This window comes from Microbacterium sp. ACRRU, from assembly GCF_022346945.1.
GTDB classification, from domain to species: domain Bacteria; phylum Actinomycetota; class Actinomycetes; order Actinomycetales; family Microbacteriaceae; genus Microbacterium; species Microbacterium mcarthurae.
The window spans coordinates 250,176-267,349 of the sequence record NZ_JAKRNI010000001.1 but is presented as its reverse complement, the minus strand read 5'-3'; the positions used below and the strand labels follow the sequence as shown (position 1 = coordinate 267,349).

Below are 17,174 nucleotides of genomic sequence, written 5' to 3'. Positions count from 1 at the left end.
GCCGAGCGCCAAACCGGCGCCCTCCCGCGCGCGTCGCGCCCAGCCCTCCGCGCTTCAGTGTCCAAGACACGCCGACGCCGGGACCTGGCATCCGCGTGTCTTGGACACTGAACAGAAGATCGGCGGCGAGTCCGGACGCCGACGCACGCGGAACCCGCACGGGCGCGGGACGCGGAACCCGCACGCGCGCATGCGTGTTCCGCGCGGGCGCGGGACGCGGACCACGCGGGCGCGGAGGCGGGCACGCGCACGCGCGCGTGCGGAACCCGTGCGGGCGCGGGACGCGGAACCGGACGCACGCGGAAACCGCACGCGCGAAGAACCCCCAGCCGCCCGGCCGCGGCGCGACCCCGAGCGGCTCAGCCCAGGTGCTGCACCAGGGCGTCGAGGCGGCGGAGCGTCGAGGCCTTGCCGAGAAGTTCCATCGACTCGAACAGCGGCGGCGACACGCGGCGGCCGGTGAGCGCGACGCGCGGCGGCCCGTAGGCCACGCGGGGCTTGAGGCCCAGCTCCTCCACGAGAGCGCGCGAGAGCGCGTCCTGCACGGCAGCCGCGGAGAACTCCCCCTCGGGGACGAGCTCGAGCGCGCCCACGCACGCCACCAGCACCTCGCCCGCGTTCGCGGGCAGACCCTTCAGCGCGTCCTCGGCGTACGACACGTCGTCGACGAAGAGGAAGCCCAGCATCCCCGGCACCTCGCCCAGCAGCTGCACGCGCTCCTGCACGAGCGGCGCCGCGGCGGCGATGAGCGCGCGGTGCTCCTCGGACGGCTCCTCGGCGATGTACCCCGCGCCCGCGAGATACGGCACGATGCGCGCGGCGAAGTCGTCGGCATCCAGCATGCGGATGTGGTCGCCGTTGATGGCCTCGGCCTTCTTCTGGTCGAAGCGCGCCGGGTTGGGGTTGACGTCGGCGATGTCGAAGGCCGCGACGAGCTCGTCGAGCGTGAACACGTCACGGTCGGGGGCGATCGACCATCCGAGCAGCGCCAGGTAGTTCAGGAGACCCTCGTGGACGAAGCCCTTCTCGCGCTGCAGGAACAGGTCGGCCTGCGGGTCGCGCTTGGAGAGCTTCTTGTTGCCGGTCTCGCCCAGCACCAAGGGCATGTGACCGAAACGCGGCACGTAGGAGGTGACCCCCGCGTCGATCAGAGCACGGTAGAGCGCGAGCTGGCGAGCCGTCGACGGCATGAGGTCTTCGCCCCGGATGACATGGGTGATGCCCATGAGCGCGTCATCGACGGGGTTGACGAACGTGTAGAGCGGGACGCCGCCGGCCCGCACGATGACGAAGTCGGGGAAGGACCCGGCGGGGAAGGTGACCTCGCCGCGGATCAGGTCAACGAACGTGAGGTCTTCATCGGGGACGCGGAGCCGCCACGCGGGCTCGCGGCCCTCGGCGCGGAACGCCGCCTTCTGCTCCTCGGTGAGGTCGCGGTCGAAGTTGTCGTAGCCGAGCTGCTTGGCACGGCCGTTGGCCTCGTTGCGTGCGTCGATCTCTTCCGCCGTCGAGTAGCTCTCGTAGACCGCGCCGGCGGCGATCAGCTTGCCGAGGACTTCGCGGTAGATGTCGTGGCGCTGCGACTGCCGATAGGGCGCATGCGGACCGCCCACCTCGACGCCCTCGTCCCAGTCGATGCGCATCCAGCGCAGCGCCTCGAGAAGCTGCTGGTAGCTCTCTTCGCTGTCGCGCGCGGCGTCGGTGTCTTCGATTCGGAAGACGAGCGTGCCGCCGTGGTGACGTGCGTAGGCCCAGTTGAACAGGGCCGTGCGGACGAGACCGACATGCGGAAGGCCCGTCGGAGACGGGCAGAACCGGACGCGGACGTCGGCGCCGGTGGCGGTCGTAGTGCGGGGATCGGGCGTGGCAGACATCCCCTCGATCCTACTCGGGGGCGCCTTCGAATCCGGGGCCGGTGGAGCGCGGACCCGGATAGTCGGCGAGCACCTCGTCGACGGCGCGCAGCGCCGCCCCGACCGCCGGCACGCGGTGGGCGCCGCGGGCCGTGACGACCTGCAGCGTGCGGGCCTCGGCCGCGGGGAGGCGCGGCACCGCGATCCCGGCGACGAGCGGGAGGGATGCCACCGCCATCCGCGGCAGGATCGCGACTCCCACCCCCTGGGCGACGAGGTTCTCGACGGCGACGTAGTTGTCGGTCTCGAACGCGATGTCGGGGGCGAAGCCGGCGCGACCGCACGCTTCGAGGAGATGGCCGCGGCACTGCGGGCACCCCGCGATCCACCGTTCCCCCGCGAGGAGCGACAGGTCGAAGGGCTCGTCGCCGGCGGCAGGATGCCCCGAGGGGACGACCACCACCGTGTCGTCGGCGCCCACGGTCCGCACCGACAGGCCCGGCGCGGCGGGCGCGCCCCGTTCGGAGCGGTCGCCGGGGAAGCTGTACACGAGCGCGATGTCGGCACGGTCCTCCCGGACGGCGGCGATCGCCTCCGGAGGCTCCGTCTCGACGAAGCTCAGCGCAATACCTGGCCGACGGGCCGTGAGCGACGCGATCACTTTCGGCACGACCGTCGACGACGCCGAAGGGAACGCCGCGATGCGAACACGCCCGGCCCGCATCCCCCGCAGTTCGGCGAGATCACCGGCGGCCGCGTCGAGCGCCGTCGTCACCGCCGCCGCGTGGCGCGCGAGCACCCACCCGGCTTCGGTCAGGCGTACCCCTCGCCCCACCCGCTCGACGATGGGGAGCCCGGCTCGCCGCTCCAACCGCCGCAGCTGCTGGCTAACCGCCGGCTGGCTGTAGCCGAGGGCGTGTGCGGCCGCCGTGATCGATCCCGTATCGGCGATCGTCTTGACCACGCGCAGGGAGTGCGCGTCGAGGATGTCGTCGGTGAGCCCGTGGGTCATTCCCATACATAAGCACGAGGCATGTTTTTCATGCAAAGCCTCCTGTAGTGCAATGACGCAGAGCCGGGCACCCTGGACCCATGACCCTCGCCCGTCACTTCACCGGAGGCCGCGACTACCTCGCAGCCTGCACGCTCGGGCTCCCCCCGCGTGCGACGGTCGCAGCTCTCACTGCCGACCTCGACGCCGCGGCATCCGGGCACCCGGACATCGCCGCGGCCTCCCGCGCCGTCGAGGACGCCCGCCGGTCGTACGCCCGTCTCGTCCACGCGCCGACGTCGGATGTCGCCATCGCGGCGCAGACGTCCGTTGCGGTGTCGTTGATCGCCGCGAGCGTGCCGGACGGGGCCGAGGTCCTCTGCGCCGCGGGTGATTTCGCCTCACTCGTCGCGCCGTTCGCCCAGGCAGGCCGCGGAGTACGCCTGCGGTGCGCGCCCCTGGAACACCTCGCCGAGGAGATCACCGCCGACACGTGGCTCGTGGCCTTCTCTCTCGTGCAGTCCGCCACCGGCGAGGTCGCCGACGCCGCCGCCATCGTGGCCGCCGCGGCGCGCACCGCAACACGGACGCTGTGCGACCTCACCCAGGCCGCGGGGTGGCTTCCCGTGGATGCCACGGTGTTCGACGCCACGGTGTGCCACGCCTACAAGTGGCTGTGCGCCCCCCGCGGAGTAGCGTTCCTCACCCTCTCTCCCGGCTTTGCCGCACGGCTTCGTCCCGTGCAGGCCGGCTGGTACTCGGGCCACGACCCGTGGGCGTCCTGCTACGGAGCGGAGGCGCGGCTGGCCGCCGACGCGCGACGTTTCGACGTGTCCCCCGCCTGGCAGGCCTTCGTCGGTGCCGCGCCAGCCCTCGCGCTGTTCGCCTCTGCCGATGCCGACGCCCTCCATGCGCACGCCACACAGCTGGCGACTCGCTTCCGCGCGGCCCTGGAGCTCACCGAACCGGTGCGCCCCTCGGCGATCGTGACGTGGCCGGATGCCGAGGGCACCGCGCTCGCCCAGCTCGCGGCATCCGGGATCACCGCCTCGGGACGCGCCGGGCGGGCGCGCGTCGCCTTCCACGTCTTCAACGACGAGGACGACGTCGATCGCGCCGTCTCGGCGTTGCGCGCGGAGCGGTCGCCAATGCTTACCGTCGTGTCCTGACCCACGCCGCGCCGAGGCAGACGGCACCAACCGGGACGAGCGCCCACAGCGCCAGCCCGCCGTAACCAGCCGCGCCGAGGATGAGCCCAGCGACGATCGAGCCCACCGCGGCCGACGCGGTCATGAGCGTGTCGCTGCGGCCCTGCCGCCTCGGCCGCGCGGTCAGCGGCGTCGCCTCGGTGAGCAGAGCAGAGCCGGCCACCGTCGAGGCGCTCCACCCGAGTCCGAGAAGAACCAGTGCCACCAGCACCCCGGCCTGCGACCACGACAGCGACGCCGCGATCGTGAGCGCGGCGATGAACAGCGCCTGCCCGAGCAGCACGGTGGGCAGGCGCCCGACGCGGTCGGCGAGGATGCCGAACACCGGCGACAGCCCGTACATGCCGAACACGTGCAGCGCGATGGTGACGCCGACCGCCCAGGTCACGGCATCCGGAGCGACGATGTGCGACAGGTGCACGGGTGTCATCGCCATGACGGCCGCCATCGTCACGTGCGATGCGGCCACCGCGAACATCGCGTACCGGGCGAGCGCGGGACGGTCGGTCACCGTATCGGCAATGGCCGCCGCCGCGTCTTCGCGCGCGCGGCGCTGCGCGAGCAACAGCGGGTCGGGACGAAGAAGCAGAACGTACAGCGCCAGCGCGCACGCCTGCGCCGCGAACGAGAACAGGTAGGCGCCGGTGAGCCGTGGCATCCCGATCCCCGCGCCGAGCACCTCGCCGGGAGCCAGGAGTAGAGGACCGACCACTCCGCCGACCGTCGTGGCCCACACGACCGTCGCGAGGTCACGGCCACGGCGCGCGGTGCTCGCCAGATCGGTCGCCGCGAAGCGGGCCTGCAGCGTTCCGGCATTGCCGGCGCCGATGAGCGCGATGCCCGCCAGCAGCAGAGGGAACGCGCGCGTCGATGCCGCGAGGATGACCACCGCGATACCCGCCAGGGCGGCGATGTTGCCGGTACTGAGAGCGAATCGCCGGCCGCGGGCCGAAGCCAGCCGCGCCAGGGGGATCGCGGTGAGCGCCGCGCCGAGGGTCACCGCCGCCGTCGCGAAACCCGACAGCTCCTCCTGGCCCGACAGGTCGGCCGCGAGAAGAGCGCCGAGCGAAAGTGTGGAACCGAACGCGACACCCGTGAGCACCTGCCCCGCCGCCAGCACCCGGACCGAGCGCCGCTGCACGTGCGCGATTCCGACCGCGCCCGCGCGCGAACCATCGGGCGTGGCAGCGGAGGGTCCGGCACCGGGCCGACCGGCAGCGCCCGGCCCGGTGTCAGGCATCGCGCACGGTGTTGCGCAGCACTCCGATCCCGCTCACCTCGACCTCGACGGTGTCGCCCGCCTCGAACGGCCCGACCCCCGCAGGGGTCCCGGTGAGGATGAGGTCGCCCGGGAGAAGCGTGAACACCGACGAGGCGTACGCGATGAGCTCGGGCACGGAGTGGATCATGTCGGACATCGGCCCGTTCTGTCGCACCTCGCCGTTGACGCGCGTCGTGATCGTCGCGGCATCCGTGTCGAGTTCGGTCTCGATGACGGGCCCGACGGGGCAGAACGTGTCAAACCCCTTGGCCCGGGTCCACTGACCGTCGCGCTTCTGCAGGTCTCGCGCCGTCACGTCGTTGGCGACGGTGTAGCCGAAGATGTACTCGTCGGCACGTTCGGCCGGGACGTTCTTCGCGACGCGACCGATGACGACCGCGACCTCTCCCTCGTAGTCAGTGCGAGAGCTGAGGGCGGTGGGCCGGACGATCGCGTCGTCGGGGCCGATCACCGACGTGTTGGGCTTGAGGAACATGAGGGGCTCGGCCGGGGCCTCACCGCCCATCTCGGCCGCGTGATCGTGGTAGTTCTTGCCGATGCACACGACCTTCGACCGCGGAATGACCGGCGCGAGCAGGGTCACCTCGGACAGCGGAATCCGCTCCCCTGTCGTGTCGAAGCCGGCGAACAGGGGGTCGCCCCCGAGCACGACGAGTTCGGCGTCGTCGACGATTCCGTAGCGAAGGGTGTCCTGGTAGCTGAATCGAGCGATCTTCACCGTCTCAGCCTATCCAGGCCATCCGCCATCCGTCGGGCCCGGGCGACGGGGCGGCGCCATGCCCGTCCCGGCCTCTCACGCATAAACGCGATCGGCGCGCATAAACGCGCTCTACGCGTGTTTCTGCGCGCCGATCGCGTTTATGCGTAGGGGGCACCGGGGCAAACGCGAACGGAGGGGCCCCGGCATCCGGGAACCCCTCCGTGCGAGACGCGGTCAGGCGTCGAGACGGTACAGCCAGCCGTGCCTGTCTTCGGCGCGACCGTACTGGATGTTCGTCAGCTCTTCGCGCAGCTCGAGCGCGAGCGTCCCGGTGGGCTGCTCGTCGATGAAGTCGCGCCCCTTGAGAACGCCGATCGGGGTGACGACGGCCGCGGTTCCGCACGCGAACACCTCGACGATGTCACCGGATGCCACGCCCTCGCGCCACTCGGTGAGCGAGACGTTGCGTCCGACGACGTGGTGGCCGCGGTCGCGCGCGAGCTGCAGCAGCGAGTCGCGCGTAATGCCCTCGAGGATCGAGTCGGACTGCGGCGTCACGATCGTGCCGTCTTTGTAGACGAACACGACGTTCATTCCGCCGAGCTCTTCGACGTTGCGGTCCTGATCGAGGAACACGACCTGGTCGCACTCGTTCTCGTAGGCCTCCGACTGCGGCAGCAGGCTCGCGGCGTAGTTGCCGCCCGTCTTGGCCGCTCCAGTGCCACCCTTGCCGGCGCGGGAGTAGTCCTCGCTCAGCCAGATCGACACCGGCTGCACTCCGCCCTTGAAGTAGGCGCCCGCGGGGCTCGCGATCAGGTAGTAGGCGACCTTGTGCGCGGGACGCACGCCGAGGAACGCCTCCTTGGCGAACATGAACGGACGCAGATAGAGGCTCTGATCGGCGCCCGAGGGCACCCACGCGCCGTCGACCGCGATCAGCTCGCGCAGCGACTGCAGGAAGTACGGGACGGGCAGCTCGGGCAGCGCCAAACGCCGAGCCGAGCGCTGCAGCCGTCGACCGTTCTGGTCGGGGCGGAACGTGTGGATCGACCCGTCGGCGTGGCGGTAGGCCTTGATGCCCTCGAAGATCTCCTGGCCGTAGTGGAGCACGGCGGCCGCCGGATCGAGCGAGATGGGGCCGTAGGGCGAGACGCGCGGGCGGTGCCACCCGCCGCGGACCGACCAGCAGATGTCGACCATGTGGTCGGTGAAGTTCTGCCCGAAGCCCGGGTTGGCGAGGATCTCGTCGCGCTGAGCGGCGTTCTTGGCGGCGAGGTTGCGGGTGACGGCGAACTCGAGCGGGTCGAGTCCGGTGTCGGGGTCGGTGTCGATGGTCGTCATGGTCTCTTTCACACGGTGTCGGGGGGCGCGAGCGACGGCGCGTGCCGATCGGTCCAGGTTACGCCCGGACGCGTCCGGCGATGGCGTCGCCGATCTGCGCAGTGGTTCGGGGAGTGGCATCCCGGGCCGCGATGTCGTCCTCGACCGCGCGGGTGACGCGGGCGGCCTCGTCGCCGAGCCCGAGGTGATCGAGCAGGAGGGCGACGGAGAGGATCGCTGCCGTGGGGTCGGCCTTCTGGGTGCCCGCGATGTCGGGCGCCGATCCGTGGACGGGCTCGAACATCGAGGGGAACGCGCCGTCGGGGTTGATGTTGCCCGATGCGGCGAGGCCGATGCCACCGGTGACGGCGCCGGCCAGGTCGGTCAGGATGTCGCCGAAGAGGTTGTCGGTGACGATCACATCGAAGCGGCTCGGGTTCGTGACCAGGAAGATGGTGGCCGCATCGACGTGCAGGTAGTCTACGTCGACCCCGGGGTGCTCCGACGCGACGGCATCCACGATGCGCTTCCACATCCCGCCGGCGTGCACGAGCACGTTCGTCTTGTGCACGAGGGTGAGCTTGCGGCGGCGCCGTTCCGCCAGCGCGAACGCATAGCGCACGACACGCTCGACGCCGAAGGCGGTGTTGACGGACGTCTCGTTCGCGACCTCCTGCGGGGTGCCGCGGCGAATGGCGCCGCCGTTGCCGACGTAGGGGCCCTCTGTTCCCTCGCGCACGACGACGAAATCGATGTCGCCGGGATCGGCGAGCGGGCCGGCCGCTCCGGGGTACAGCTTCGAGGGTCGCAGATTGACGTAGTGATCCAATTCGAAGCGCAGCTTCAGCAGCAGACCGCGCTCGATGTTGGCGTCCTTCAGCCGTGGGTCACCGGGCACGCCGCCGACGGCCCCGAGGAGGATCGCATCGTGCTGGGCGATGGCCGCGAGGTCGTCGTCGATCAGTGTGTCGCCGGTGTCGAGGAAGCGACCCGCCCCGAGCGAGAAGGGCGTCTTCTCGAACGTGACATCGGATGCCGCGGTGGCAGCCTCGAGAACCTTCTCGGCTTCCGCGACGACCTCGGGACCGATGCCGTCGCCGGGGATGACGGCCAGTTTCACGACGCGCGACATCGCACTCCTCAGCGCTCAGGGCGCGTCACTTCGTCGACGCGCCGCGGGTTCCTCCCAGGGTAGTGGCAGCGATGAGCGCGGCAATGACGATCAGGACCGCGCCGATCAACGCGGTGACCACGACACCGGAGTCGAACGCGTGTGCGGCGGCGAGACGCAAGGACTCGGCGAGCGTCGGATCGTCGAGCGTCTGCGACACCGCGACAGCGCCGGCCAGCGTCTCGCGGGCCGCATCCGCCGCGGCATCCGGGAGCCCCGCCGGAAGGACGAGCTGCGCGCGGTAGAACGCGGCCAGGATGCCACCGAGCACGGCCGTGCCGAGCACCGCGCCCACCTCGTAGGCCGTCTCGGACACCGCGCTGGCGGCGCCGGCCTTCGCCGGCGGGGCACTGGAGAGAATGAGCTCGTTCGAGACCGTCTCAGCGGCTCCGATCCCGATGCCCAGGAGACCGAACGCGATGATGAGCAGGGCGAGGTCGGCCGTCGAGATCGCGACGAGGACGTAGGCGACCACCGAGAACGCCAGCGCCGCCGGCACGACGATGCGGGGGGCATGACGCCGTGCGACGGGCACCACGGCCAGACCCGAGACGATCATCAGGACCAGACCGGGCAGCAGGGCGAACCCGGCCACCATCGGTGTGAGCCCCACGACGAGTTGGAGGTGCTGCGCGACGAAGTAGAGGAACCCCACGAGTCCGACGACGCTGAGGAGGTTGACGAGGATCGCACCCGAGAACGTCCCTCGACGGAACAGCGACATGTCGAGCATCGGCGCCGGCACGGTGCGCTGACGGCGTACGAACAGCCAACCGAACACCACGCCGGTGACGAAGAGCGCTGCGACGAGGGCCGTCGGGCCGTCGACCGCGAGCTTCTTGATGCCGTAGACGACGGGAACCATCGTCGCGAGCGAGAGCACGACGCTCAGCGGGTCGAAGCGACCCGGCGCGGGGTCGCGACTCTCGGGGACGAAGAATGGTGCCAGCACGAGCAGCGGTACCAGCACCGGCACCGCCATGAGGAAGACCGAGCCCCACGTGAAGTGCTCGAGAAGGATGCCGCCCACGATCGGACCGAGGGCAGCACCCGCGGAGAAGCCAGATGCCCAGACCGCGATCGCCAGGCGCCTCTGGTCGCGGTCACGGAAGATGCTGCGCAGCAGCGAGAGCGTCGACGGCATGAGCATCGCCCCGAAGACACCCATGAGCGCACGACCCGTGATCAGCAGGGCCGCCGTGGGCGCGAACGCCGAGAGCGCTGACACGACGGCGAAGCCCGTGGCCCCGATCAGCAGGAGCCGCCGACGACCGAACCGGTCACCGAGCGTGCCCATCGTTACCAGGAGTCCGGCGAGCACGAGCGGGTAGACGTCGATGATCCACAGCTGCTCGATGCTCGACGGCTGCAGCGACAGGGCGATCTCGGGCAGCGCGAAGCTCAACACGGTGTTGTCGACCGAGACGAGAAGCACGGGCAGCATCAACACGGCCAGCGCGAACCACCCGCGCCATCCGGCGCGCGGGGCGTTGATCTCCTGAGTGGGCAACGACGAGGTGAGCATTCTTCCGTTCCGTTTCTTAACCGTCCAGCCGGTATAGTATCACGGACCGCCGCCATCCGGCCATTACGATCGAGGAGCCATGAGCCGCCCTCCCCTTGCCCGCGAAGCCGTCCTCGACGCGTTCACGCGCATCCTCGTCGACGAAGGCGAACGCGCGGCCACCATGGATGCCACGGCCCGCGCCGCCGGAGTCAGCAAGGGGGGACTGCTCTACCACTTCAACTCCAAGAGCGCTCTCGAAGAGGCGCTGGTGAAGCGCCTCGAGACGCTCGCCCAGCAGGACGTCGACGAGATCGAGAAATCATCCGAGGGGGTCGTCGCCGCGCACCTGCGCTCGTCGCAGAACACCGGCTCGCCGCTGGACGTGACGATCCTCGCGGTCTCCCGGCTCGCGCAGAACGGCAGCGACGCCGCCTCGGCCTCACTGCGTCGCGTGCGCGAACTCTGGGAAGACAGCCTCCGGCCGCACACGCGCGACGAGACCGCGTTGCGGATCGTGCTCCTGGTCAGCGACGGCCTGTACTTCAACGCGGTGCTCGACCTCAACGCCGTTCCAGGGCCCACCCTCGACGGCGCAGACCTCGACGCCCTCATCTCGGCCGTGGTCGCCGCGACGACCTGATCTCACCCCCGACCAGCGCCCCGCACGGTGTCGACGATCCCCGTGATGAGGAACCCCGTCCCGACCGCGAGCCGCCAGACGTCGGGGACGCCGTGAGGGGGTCGCTTTCGCGACCCCCTCACTCGCACGCCCGCGCGGCTCAGCTCTCGACGATCTCGATCTGACGGAACAGGTCGGCGTTCACGGCCTCGCGCATCGCGCCGAGGATGGCGTCCGGAACGGGCGAGTCGACCGTGAGAACCGAGAGCGCGCGGCCCGTGGCATCCGGTCGGGCGACCTGGAGTCCGGCGATGTTGATGCCGGCTTCGCCGAGCTTCTGACCATAGATCGCGACGATGCCGGGGCGATCGGCGTAACGCATCACGAGGTGGTGCGTCTCGATCGGAACCTCGATCTCGTACCCGTTGATGCCGACGACCTTCGGCACCATGCGGGTGCCCGCGAGCGTCCCGGCGACCTCGAGCGTGGACCCGTCGGCGAGCGTTCCGCGGAGGATCGTGATGTTGCGGTACATCGGGCTGTCCGACTCGACGATCAACCGCGTCTCGACGCCACGCTGCTCGGCGAAGAGCGGCGCGTTGACGTACGACACCGTCTCGCTGACGATGCGGCTGAAGATGCCCTTGAGGGCCGCGAGGCGGTAGACGCTGACGTCGTACTCCGCCAGCTCGCCGCGCACCTCGATGTCGAGGCTCGACAGCGCACTGTCGGCGAGGCCGCTGAAGAACTGTCCGAGCATCTCGACCAGAGCGATACCCGGGCGCACGAACGGGTCGATCGCGCCGCCGGCCACGTTCACGGCATCCGGGACGAGGTCGCCCTCGAGGGCGAGCTTCACGGACCGCGCGACCGACACTCCGGCCTTCTCCTGCGCCTCTTCGGTGCTGGCGCCGAGGTGGGGGGTCACGACGACATTGGGGAGGTCGAGCAGCCGACGGGCCGGGCCGTCCTCGGCCGGAGGCTCGGTGGAGAAGACGTCGAGCCCTGCACCGGCGATCTCGCCCGAGGTGAGCGCATCGAACAGGGCGACCTCGTCGATGAGCCCGCCGCGGGCGACGTTGATGACGTACGCGCTCTTCTTCATGCGGCGCAGCTGTTCCGCGCCGATCATGCCGGTGGTCTCGGGCGTCTTCGGCATGTGGATGGTGACGAAATCGCTCTGTTCGAGCAGTTCGTCGAGCGAGACGAGCTGCACACCAAGCTGCTGGGCGCGCGTCGCCGTGACGTAGGGGTCGTACGCGATGACGCGCATGTCGAACGCCTGCAGGCGTGCGGCGATCAGGGCGCCGATGCGTCCGAGGCCGATGATGCCGATCGTCTTCTCGAACAGCTCGGTCCCGGTGAACGAGCTGCGCTTCCAGAGCCCCTGAGCGAGGGAGGCGTGTGCCGCCGGGATGCGTCGAGCGAGGCTGAGCACGTGGCCGACCGTGAGCTCGGCGGCGGAGATGATGTTCGACGTCGGCGCGTTGACGACCATCACGCCCGCAGCCGTCGCCGCCTTGATGTCGACGTTGTCGAGGCCCACCCCCGCACGGGCGACGACCTTGAGAACCGGCGCCGCGGCGATGGCTTCGGCGTCGATCTTGGTCGCCGAGCGCACGAGCACCGCGTGCGCGTCGGTGAGAGCCGACAGCAGCGCGGGGCGATCGGTCCCGTCGACGTGGCGCACGTCGAAGTCGGGCCCGAGGGCGTCGATCGTGGCGGGAGAGAGTTCTTCGGCGATGAGCACGACGGGCTTCGTCACGGATGCGGTCCTTCGGAACGGTGCACGGGATCAGCGCGCACCTCCACGCACCACCGGCGCGAACCGGGCGCGCGGCCCGTGCGGGCCGTCTGTCAGCCTAGCGCGGCCCCGGCTCGCTCCCGACCGTGTGACGTGTCCCCGACCCGCGAAACCGCCCGAGCCGGCCGAACCGGCGGCAGTGTGCGTGGGAGTTGTGGGCGCGATGACGTCCTGCGAAGGGGAACACGGGAGCTCAGCCGCCGTAGAGACCGAAGGAGGTGGCGCCGTATCCGACGATCGCGAGCCAGAACGCGGCGGACAGAGTGAGCCCCGCGAGCATGGCGAGCGAGAACTCCCCCGCGCGGCGACGCGCGCCGATCGCGAACGCCGCGCCGAAGGCCGCGAGCGGGAAGACGATCGGAAGGATGTAGACGAACCAGCCCAGGCCGTTCAGTCCCAGGGGGCCGTTGACCTGCTGGATGAGCAGGGCGATCGAACTCCACACGACGAACGCGTAGAAGAGGCCGAAGATGCCGGCGATCGTGACCACCACCCACGTGGGCAGCCGGCGTGCGCGTGCGGCGGTGCTCATACGAAAGCTCCCAACGACAGGAACGGCCACGGAACGAGCAGGACGATCCCGAGGATGAGCATCAGGAACCGTTGCCAGGTACGCCATGCGCGGGTGAGGGCGAGGACCGTCACGAACCAGACGAGCGGGGCGAGGGCCGCGCCGACGGTCAGGGCCAGCAATGTCACGTCGGGAATCGGAAGGCCCAGATCGCGCAGACGGAACCCCGCCACCAGCCACCCGATCGCGAAGAGCAGGAACGTCGCCGCCACCATACCGATGCCGACGAGGCCGACGTTGCCGAGGGGTGCCGCGTGGTCGGCATCCGTGTCCGCGTCCGCGTCGACGGCGGCGGTCTCGGGATGCCGCGAGCTCGATGCCTCGCGCGATTGCTCGGGTCGCAACGGCTCGGGACCGTCCTCGGGCCGCAGCGGCTCGGGGGCCGAATCGGGTCGCAGCGGCTCGGGATCGCCGTCCGGCTGCCCGGGTGCGTGTTCGGCCTCCGCGGCGCGCTCGGGGGCACGCTTCTCGCCGACGTCGAGCGTCGGGTCGTCGTCACCGTCCCAGGACAGGGCGTCGTCGTCGCGCGGTGTGCTCACGCGTCCACGCTAGCGCCGCGCGTCCGCAGCGCGGCGATGCCCCGCCGAAACGGGGAACGCCCCGGAACACTCAGGTTCCGGGGCGTTCGACACGGGATACACGATCACCGTCGACGACGGTCAGCGCGCGGCGCTGCCCTCGGTGTAGTCGCTGTCCTGCTGCTTCCACGCGAAGAGGCCGCGCAGTTCCTTGCCGGTCGCCTCGATCGGGTGACCCTGCTCCTTCTCGCGGAGCGCGAGGAACTCGGGGGCGCCGTTGTCCTGGTCGGCGATGAAGCGCTGCGCGAACGCACCCGACTGGATGTCGGCGAGAACGGCCTTCATGTTCTCCTTGACGTCGGGCGAGATCACGCGCGGGCCCGAGACGTAGTCGCCGTACTCGGCGGTGTCGGAGATCGACCAGCGCTGCTTGGCGATGCCGCCCTCCCACATCAGGTCGACGATGAGCTTGAGCTCGTGCAGCACCTCGAAGTACGCGATCTCGGGCTGGTAGCCGGCCTCGGTCAGCGTCTCGAAGCCGTACTGGACGAGGTGGCTCATGCCACCGCACAGAACCGCCTGCTCACCGAACAGGTCGGTCTCGGTCTCTTCGGTGAAGGTCGTCTTGATGACGCCGGCGCGGGTGCCGCCGATGGCCTTGGCGTACGACAGCGCGGTGTCCCAGGCCGAGCCCGAGGCGTCACGCTCGACGGCGATGATGTCGGGGATGCCACGGCCCGCGACGTACTCGCGACGCACCGTGTGGCCGGGGGCCTTCGGAGCGACGAGGATGACGTCGACGCCCTCGGGCGCGTCGATGTAGCCGAAGCGGATGTTGAAGCCGTGCGCGAAGGCGAGAGTCTTACCCTCGGTCAGCTTGTCCTTGATCGAGTCGGCGTAGATGGAACGCTGGTGCTGATCGGGCGCCAGGATCATGATGAGGTCGGCCCACTCGGTCGCGTCGGCGACGTTCTTGACCTCGAAGCCGTCCTCCTGCGCCTTCGCGGCCGACTTCGAGCCGTCCTTCAGCGCGATGGCGACCTCGACGCCGGAGTCGCGGAGGTTCTGCGCGTGGGCGTGTCCCTGCGAGCCGTAGCCGACGATCGCGACCTTCTTGCCCTGGATGATCGAGAGGTCGGCGTCGTCGTCGTAGAAGATCTCTGCCATGGGGATGCTTTCTCCTTGTGAGTGGTCGGTTCGGAAACGGAGTGTCCAAGACACGCTCGAGGCGTGGGGACCGTGCGGCGTGCCCTGGACACCCGTCCGCACGGCGGGCGTCAACCGCGCAACACGCGCTCGGTGATGCTCTTGCCGCCGCGGCCGACGGCGAGCAGACCCGACTGCGCCAGCTCCTTCACGCCGAACGGCTCGATGGCCTTGAGGAAGGCGTCGACCTTGCCCTTGTCGCCGGTGATCTCGATCACCACGGCGTCCGGAGCGTAGTCCACGACCGAGGCGCGGAACAGGTTCACGACCTCGAGGACGTTGGACCGGCTGGCGTTGTCGGCGCGGACCTTCACCAGCACGTGTTCGCGTTGAACCGAACTGGCCGGGTCGAGCTCGACGATCTTGATGACGTTGATGAGCTTGTTCAGCTGCTTGGTCACCTGTTCGAGCGGAAGACCCTCGACGTCGACCACGACCGTGATGCGCGAGAGACCCGGCACCTCGGTGACACCCACGGCGAGCGATTCGATGTTGAAGCCGCGGCGGGCGAACAGGCCGGCGACGCGGGTCAGCAGACCCGGCTTGTCCTCCACGAGGAGGCTGAGAACGTGCCTCGACATGTCAGTCCTCCTGCTCGGCGAAGGCCGGCGAGTGATCGCGGGCGTACTGGACGTAGCTGTTGCTGACGCCCTGCGGGACCATCGGCCACACCATCGCGTCGGCGCTCACGACGAAGTCGATCACGACGGGGCGGTCGTCCGTGTCCAGCGCCAGCTGGATCGCGGCGTCGATCTCGTCTTCTTTCTCCACCCGGATCGCGAGACACCCGTAGGCCTCGGCGAGCTTGACGAAGTCCGGGATGCGACGGGTGCCGTGCCCGGTGTTCAGGTCCGTGTTCGAGTGGCGGCCGTCGAAGAACAGCGTCTGCCACTGTCGCACCATGCCGAGCGACGAGTTGTTGATGATCGCGACCTTGATCGGGATGTCGTTGATGACACAGGTCGCGAGCTCCTGGTTGGTCATCTGGAAGCAGCCGTCGCCGTCGATCGCCCACACCACGCGGTCGGGCTCGGCGACCTTCGCCCCCATCGCCGCGGGCACCGAGTACCCCATGGTGCCGGCGCCGCCGGAATTGAGCCACGCGTTGGGGCGCTCGTACTTGATGAACTGCGCGGCCCACATCTGGTGCTGTCCCACGCCCGCGGCATAGATGCCCTCGGGTCCGGTGAGCTCGCCGATGCGCTGGATCACGTGCTGGGGCGACAGCAGTCCGTCACTGGTCGGGGTGTATCCCAGGGGGAACTCCTCGCGCAGACCGTTCAGGAAGGACCACCACTCGGAGTAGTCGACCTCGGTCTCGGACGCGGCCTGGCGGAACGCGGCATCCAGGTCGACGAGCACCTCTTTGAGGTCGCCGACGATCGGGACGTCGGCCGTGCGGATCTTGGAGATCTCGGCGGGATCGATGTCGACGTGCACCACCTGGGCGTTCGGTGCGAAGAGCGAAGCCTTGCCGGTGACGCGGTCGTCGAAGCGCGCGCCGAGCGACACGATGAGGTCGCTGTCCTGCAGCGCGAGTACCGCGGGGACGGTGCCGTGCATACCCGGCATGCCGAGGTGCTGGTGGTGCGAGTCCGGGAACGCCCCGCGCGCCATGAGCGTGGTCACCAACGGCGCGCCGGTGGCTTCCGCGAAGGTCTTGAGCTCGGCCGACGCCTTCGCGCGGATCACGCCGCCACCGACGTAGAGCACGGGCTTCTTCGCGTTCGCGATGAGGTGGGCCGCGGCCTGGATCTGCTTGCCGTGGGCCTTGGTCACCGGCCGGTAGCCGGGCAGGTCGATCTTCGGCGGCCAGATGAACGGGGCCTCCGCCTGCTGGGCGTCCTTCGTGATGTCGACGAGCACCGGGCCGGGGCGTCCGGTCGAGGCGATCTCGAACGCCGCCGCGATCGCGCCCGGGATCTCCTCCGCCGTCTTCACCAGGAACGAGTGCTTGGTGATGGGCATCGTGATGCCGACGATGTCGGCCTCCTGGAAGGCATCTGTTCCCATGAGGGTCGAGAAGACCTGGCCGGTGATGCACACCAACGGCACCGAGTCCATGTAGGCGTCGGCGATCGCGGTTACGAGGTTCGTCGCCCCCGGGCCGGACGTCGCGATCGCGACGCCGGTGCGACCCGACGCGGCGGCATAGCCCTCGGCCGCGTGGCCGGCGCCTTGCTCGTGACGGACGAGGATGTGCCGGACGTTCTCATCGTCCATGAGCGGGTCGTAGACGGGCATGATCGCGCCGCCCGGCAGACCGAACACGTCGGTGACGCCGAGCAGGTCGAGCGAACGGACGACCGCCTGAGCGCCCGAGAGCACGGGCGCCGGGGCGGTGCGAGCGGGGGGCCGGGGAACGGCCGTGGCGGATTCGGCGGACATGGTGGAACCTCGGAACCAGGTGGGGGGTGAGAAGGG

15 protein-coding genes are annotated in these 17,174 nt (G+C 70.0%); 2 read left to right on the top strand and 13 right to left on the bottom strand.

From position 1 onward, the window contains the following. Positions 1 to 359: 359 nt before the first annotated feature. Together gltX and MHY30_RS01270 are read right to left on the bottom strand one after the other, a co-directional pair. Complete coding sequence (gene gltX / locus MHY30_RS01275) at positions 360 to 1,874, bottom strand: glutamate--tRNA ligase (RefSeq protein WP_239274688.1); 1,515 nt, start codon at positions 1,872 to 1,874, stop codon at positions 360 to 362. Between the two features lie 10 nt (positions 1,875 to 1,884). Further along, positions 1,885 to 2,865 (bottom strand): LysR family transcriptional regulator, encoded by a 981-nt coding sequence (locus tag MHY30_RS01270; protein ID WP_239274676.1) that lies wholly within the window; start codon positions 2,863 to 2,865, stop codon positions 1,885 to 1,887. 80 nt (positions 2,866 to 2,945) lie between these two features. On the opposite strand from MHY30_RS01270, the gene MHY30_RS01265 reads away from it, so the two are divergent. Continuing rightward, positions 2,946 to 4,013 carry an aminotransferase class V-fold PLP-dependent enzyme gene (locus tag MHY30_RS01265; protein WP_239274667.1) on the top strand — a complete coding sequence of 356 codons (1,068 nt, stop codon included), beginning with the start codon at positions 2,946 to 2,948 and terminating at the stop codon, positions 4,011 to 4,013. On the opposite strand, the gene MHY30_RS01260 is transcribed toward MHY30_RS01265, so the two are convergent. From MHY30_RS01260 to MHY30_RS01240, 5 genes are all read right to left on the bottom strand, one after another. Then, positions 3,997 to 5,292 carry an MFS transporter gene (locus MHY30_RS01260; RefSeq protein WP_239274655.1) on the bottom strand — a complete coding sequence of 432 codons (1,296 nt, stop codon included), beginning with the start codon at positions 5,290 to 5,292 and terminating at the stop codon, positions 3,997 to 3,999. The two genes, MHY30_RS01265 and MHY30_RS01260, sit on opposite strands and share 17 nt — an antisense overlap. After that, on the bottom strand, positions 5,285 to 6,052 hold the full coding sequence (locus MHY30_RS01255; RefSeq protein ID WP_239274644.1) for a fumarylacetoacetate hydrolase family protein: 768 nt from the start codon (positions 6,050 to 6,052) through the stop codon (positions 5,285 to 5,287). Before MHY30_RS01255 ends, MHY30_RS01260 begins: the two co-directional genes overlap by 8 nt. A 216-nt stretch (positions 6,053 to 6,268) precedes the next feature. Beyond that, positions 6,269 to 7,375 (bottom strand): branched-chain amino acid aminotransferase, encoded by a 1,107-nt coding sequence (locus MHY30_RS01250; RefSeq protein ID WP_239274634.1) that lies wholly within the window; start codon positions 7,373 to 7,375, stop codon positions 6,269 to 6,271. Positions 7,376 to 7,433: 58 nt separating this feature from the next. Continuing rightward, positions 7,434 to 8,486: a 3-isopropylmalate dehydrogenase gene (locus MHY30_RS01245; protein WP_239274623.1), complete on the bottom strand. Its 1,053-nt coding sequence runs from the start codon at positions 8,484 to 8,486 to the stop codon at positions 7,434 to 7,436. Positions 8,487 to 8,511: 25 nt separating this feature from the next. Further along, positions 8,512 to 10,050 (bottom strand): MFS transporter, encoded by a 1,539-nt coding sequence (locus tag MHY30_RS01240; protein ID WP_239274611.1) that lies wholly within the window; start codon positions 10,048 to 10,050, stop codon positions 8,512 to 8,514. A gap of 79 nt (positions 10,051 to 10,129) precedes the next feature. Between MHY30_RS01240 and MHY30_RS01235 the strand changes: the two genes are divergently transcribed. After that, positions 10,130 to 10,672 (top strand): TetR/AcrR family transcriptional regulator, encoded by a 543-nt coding sequence (locus MHY30_RS01235; protein ID WP_239274600.1) that lies wholly within the window; start codon positions 10,130 to 10,132, stop codon positions 10,670 to 10,672. 139 nt (positions 10,673 to 10,811) lie between these two features. Here MHY30_RS01235 and serA read toward each other — a convergent pair whose 3' ends face one another. The 6 genes from serA to MHY30_RS01205 all read right to left on the bottom strand — a co-directional run bounded on the left by serA (position 10,812) and on the right by MHY30_RS01205 (position 17,138). Next, positions 10,812 to 12,416, bottom strand: a complete 1,605-nt coding sequence (gene serA / locus MHY30_RS01230) for a phosphoglycerate dehydrogenase (RefSeq protein WP_239274590.1) — start codon at positions 12,414 to 12,416, stop codon at positions 10,812 to 10,814. Positions 12,417 to 12,648: 232 nt separating this feature from the next. After that, a complete protein-coding gene (locus MHY30_RS01225) occupies positions 12,649 to 12,987 on the bottom strand; it encodes a bacitracin resistance protein (RefSeq protein ID WP_239274581.1) in 339 nt (112 codons plus the stop codon). Continuing rightward, entirely contained in the window at positions 12,984 to 13,565 is a 582-nt protein-coding gene (locus tag MHY30_RS01220; protein WP_239274579.1) for a DNA polymerase III subunit gamma/tau, read from the bottom strand. Before MHY30_RS01220 ends, MHY30_RS01225 begins: the two co-directional genes overlap by 4 nt. Before the next feature lie 120 nt (positions 13,566 to 13,685). Next, positions 13,686 to 14,711: a ketol-acid reductoisomerase gene (gene ilvC / locus MHY30_RS01215; protein WP_239274577.1), complete on the bottom strand. Its 1,026-nt coding sequence runs from the start codon at positions 14,709 to 14,711 to the stop codon at positions 13,686 to 13,688. 110 nt (positions 14,712 to 14,821) lie between these two features. Continuing rightward, on the bottom strand, positions 14,822 to 15,331 hold the full coding sequence (gene ilvN, locus MHY30_RS01210; RefSeq protein ID WP_108319077.1) for an acetolactate synthase small subunit: 510 nt from the start codon (positions 15,329 to 15,331) through the stop codon (positions 14,822 to 14,824). Position 15,332: 1 nt separating this feature from the next. Then, positions 15,333 to 17,138, bottom strand: a complete 1,806-nt coding sequence (locus MHY30_RS01205; RefSeq protein WP_239274566.1) for an acetolactate synthase large subunit — start codon at positions 17,136 to 17,138, stop codon at positions 15,333 to 15,335. Positions 17,139 to 17,174 lie beyond the last annotated feature (36 nt).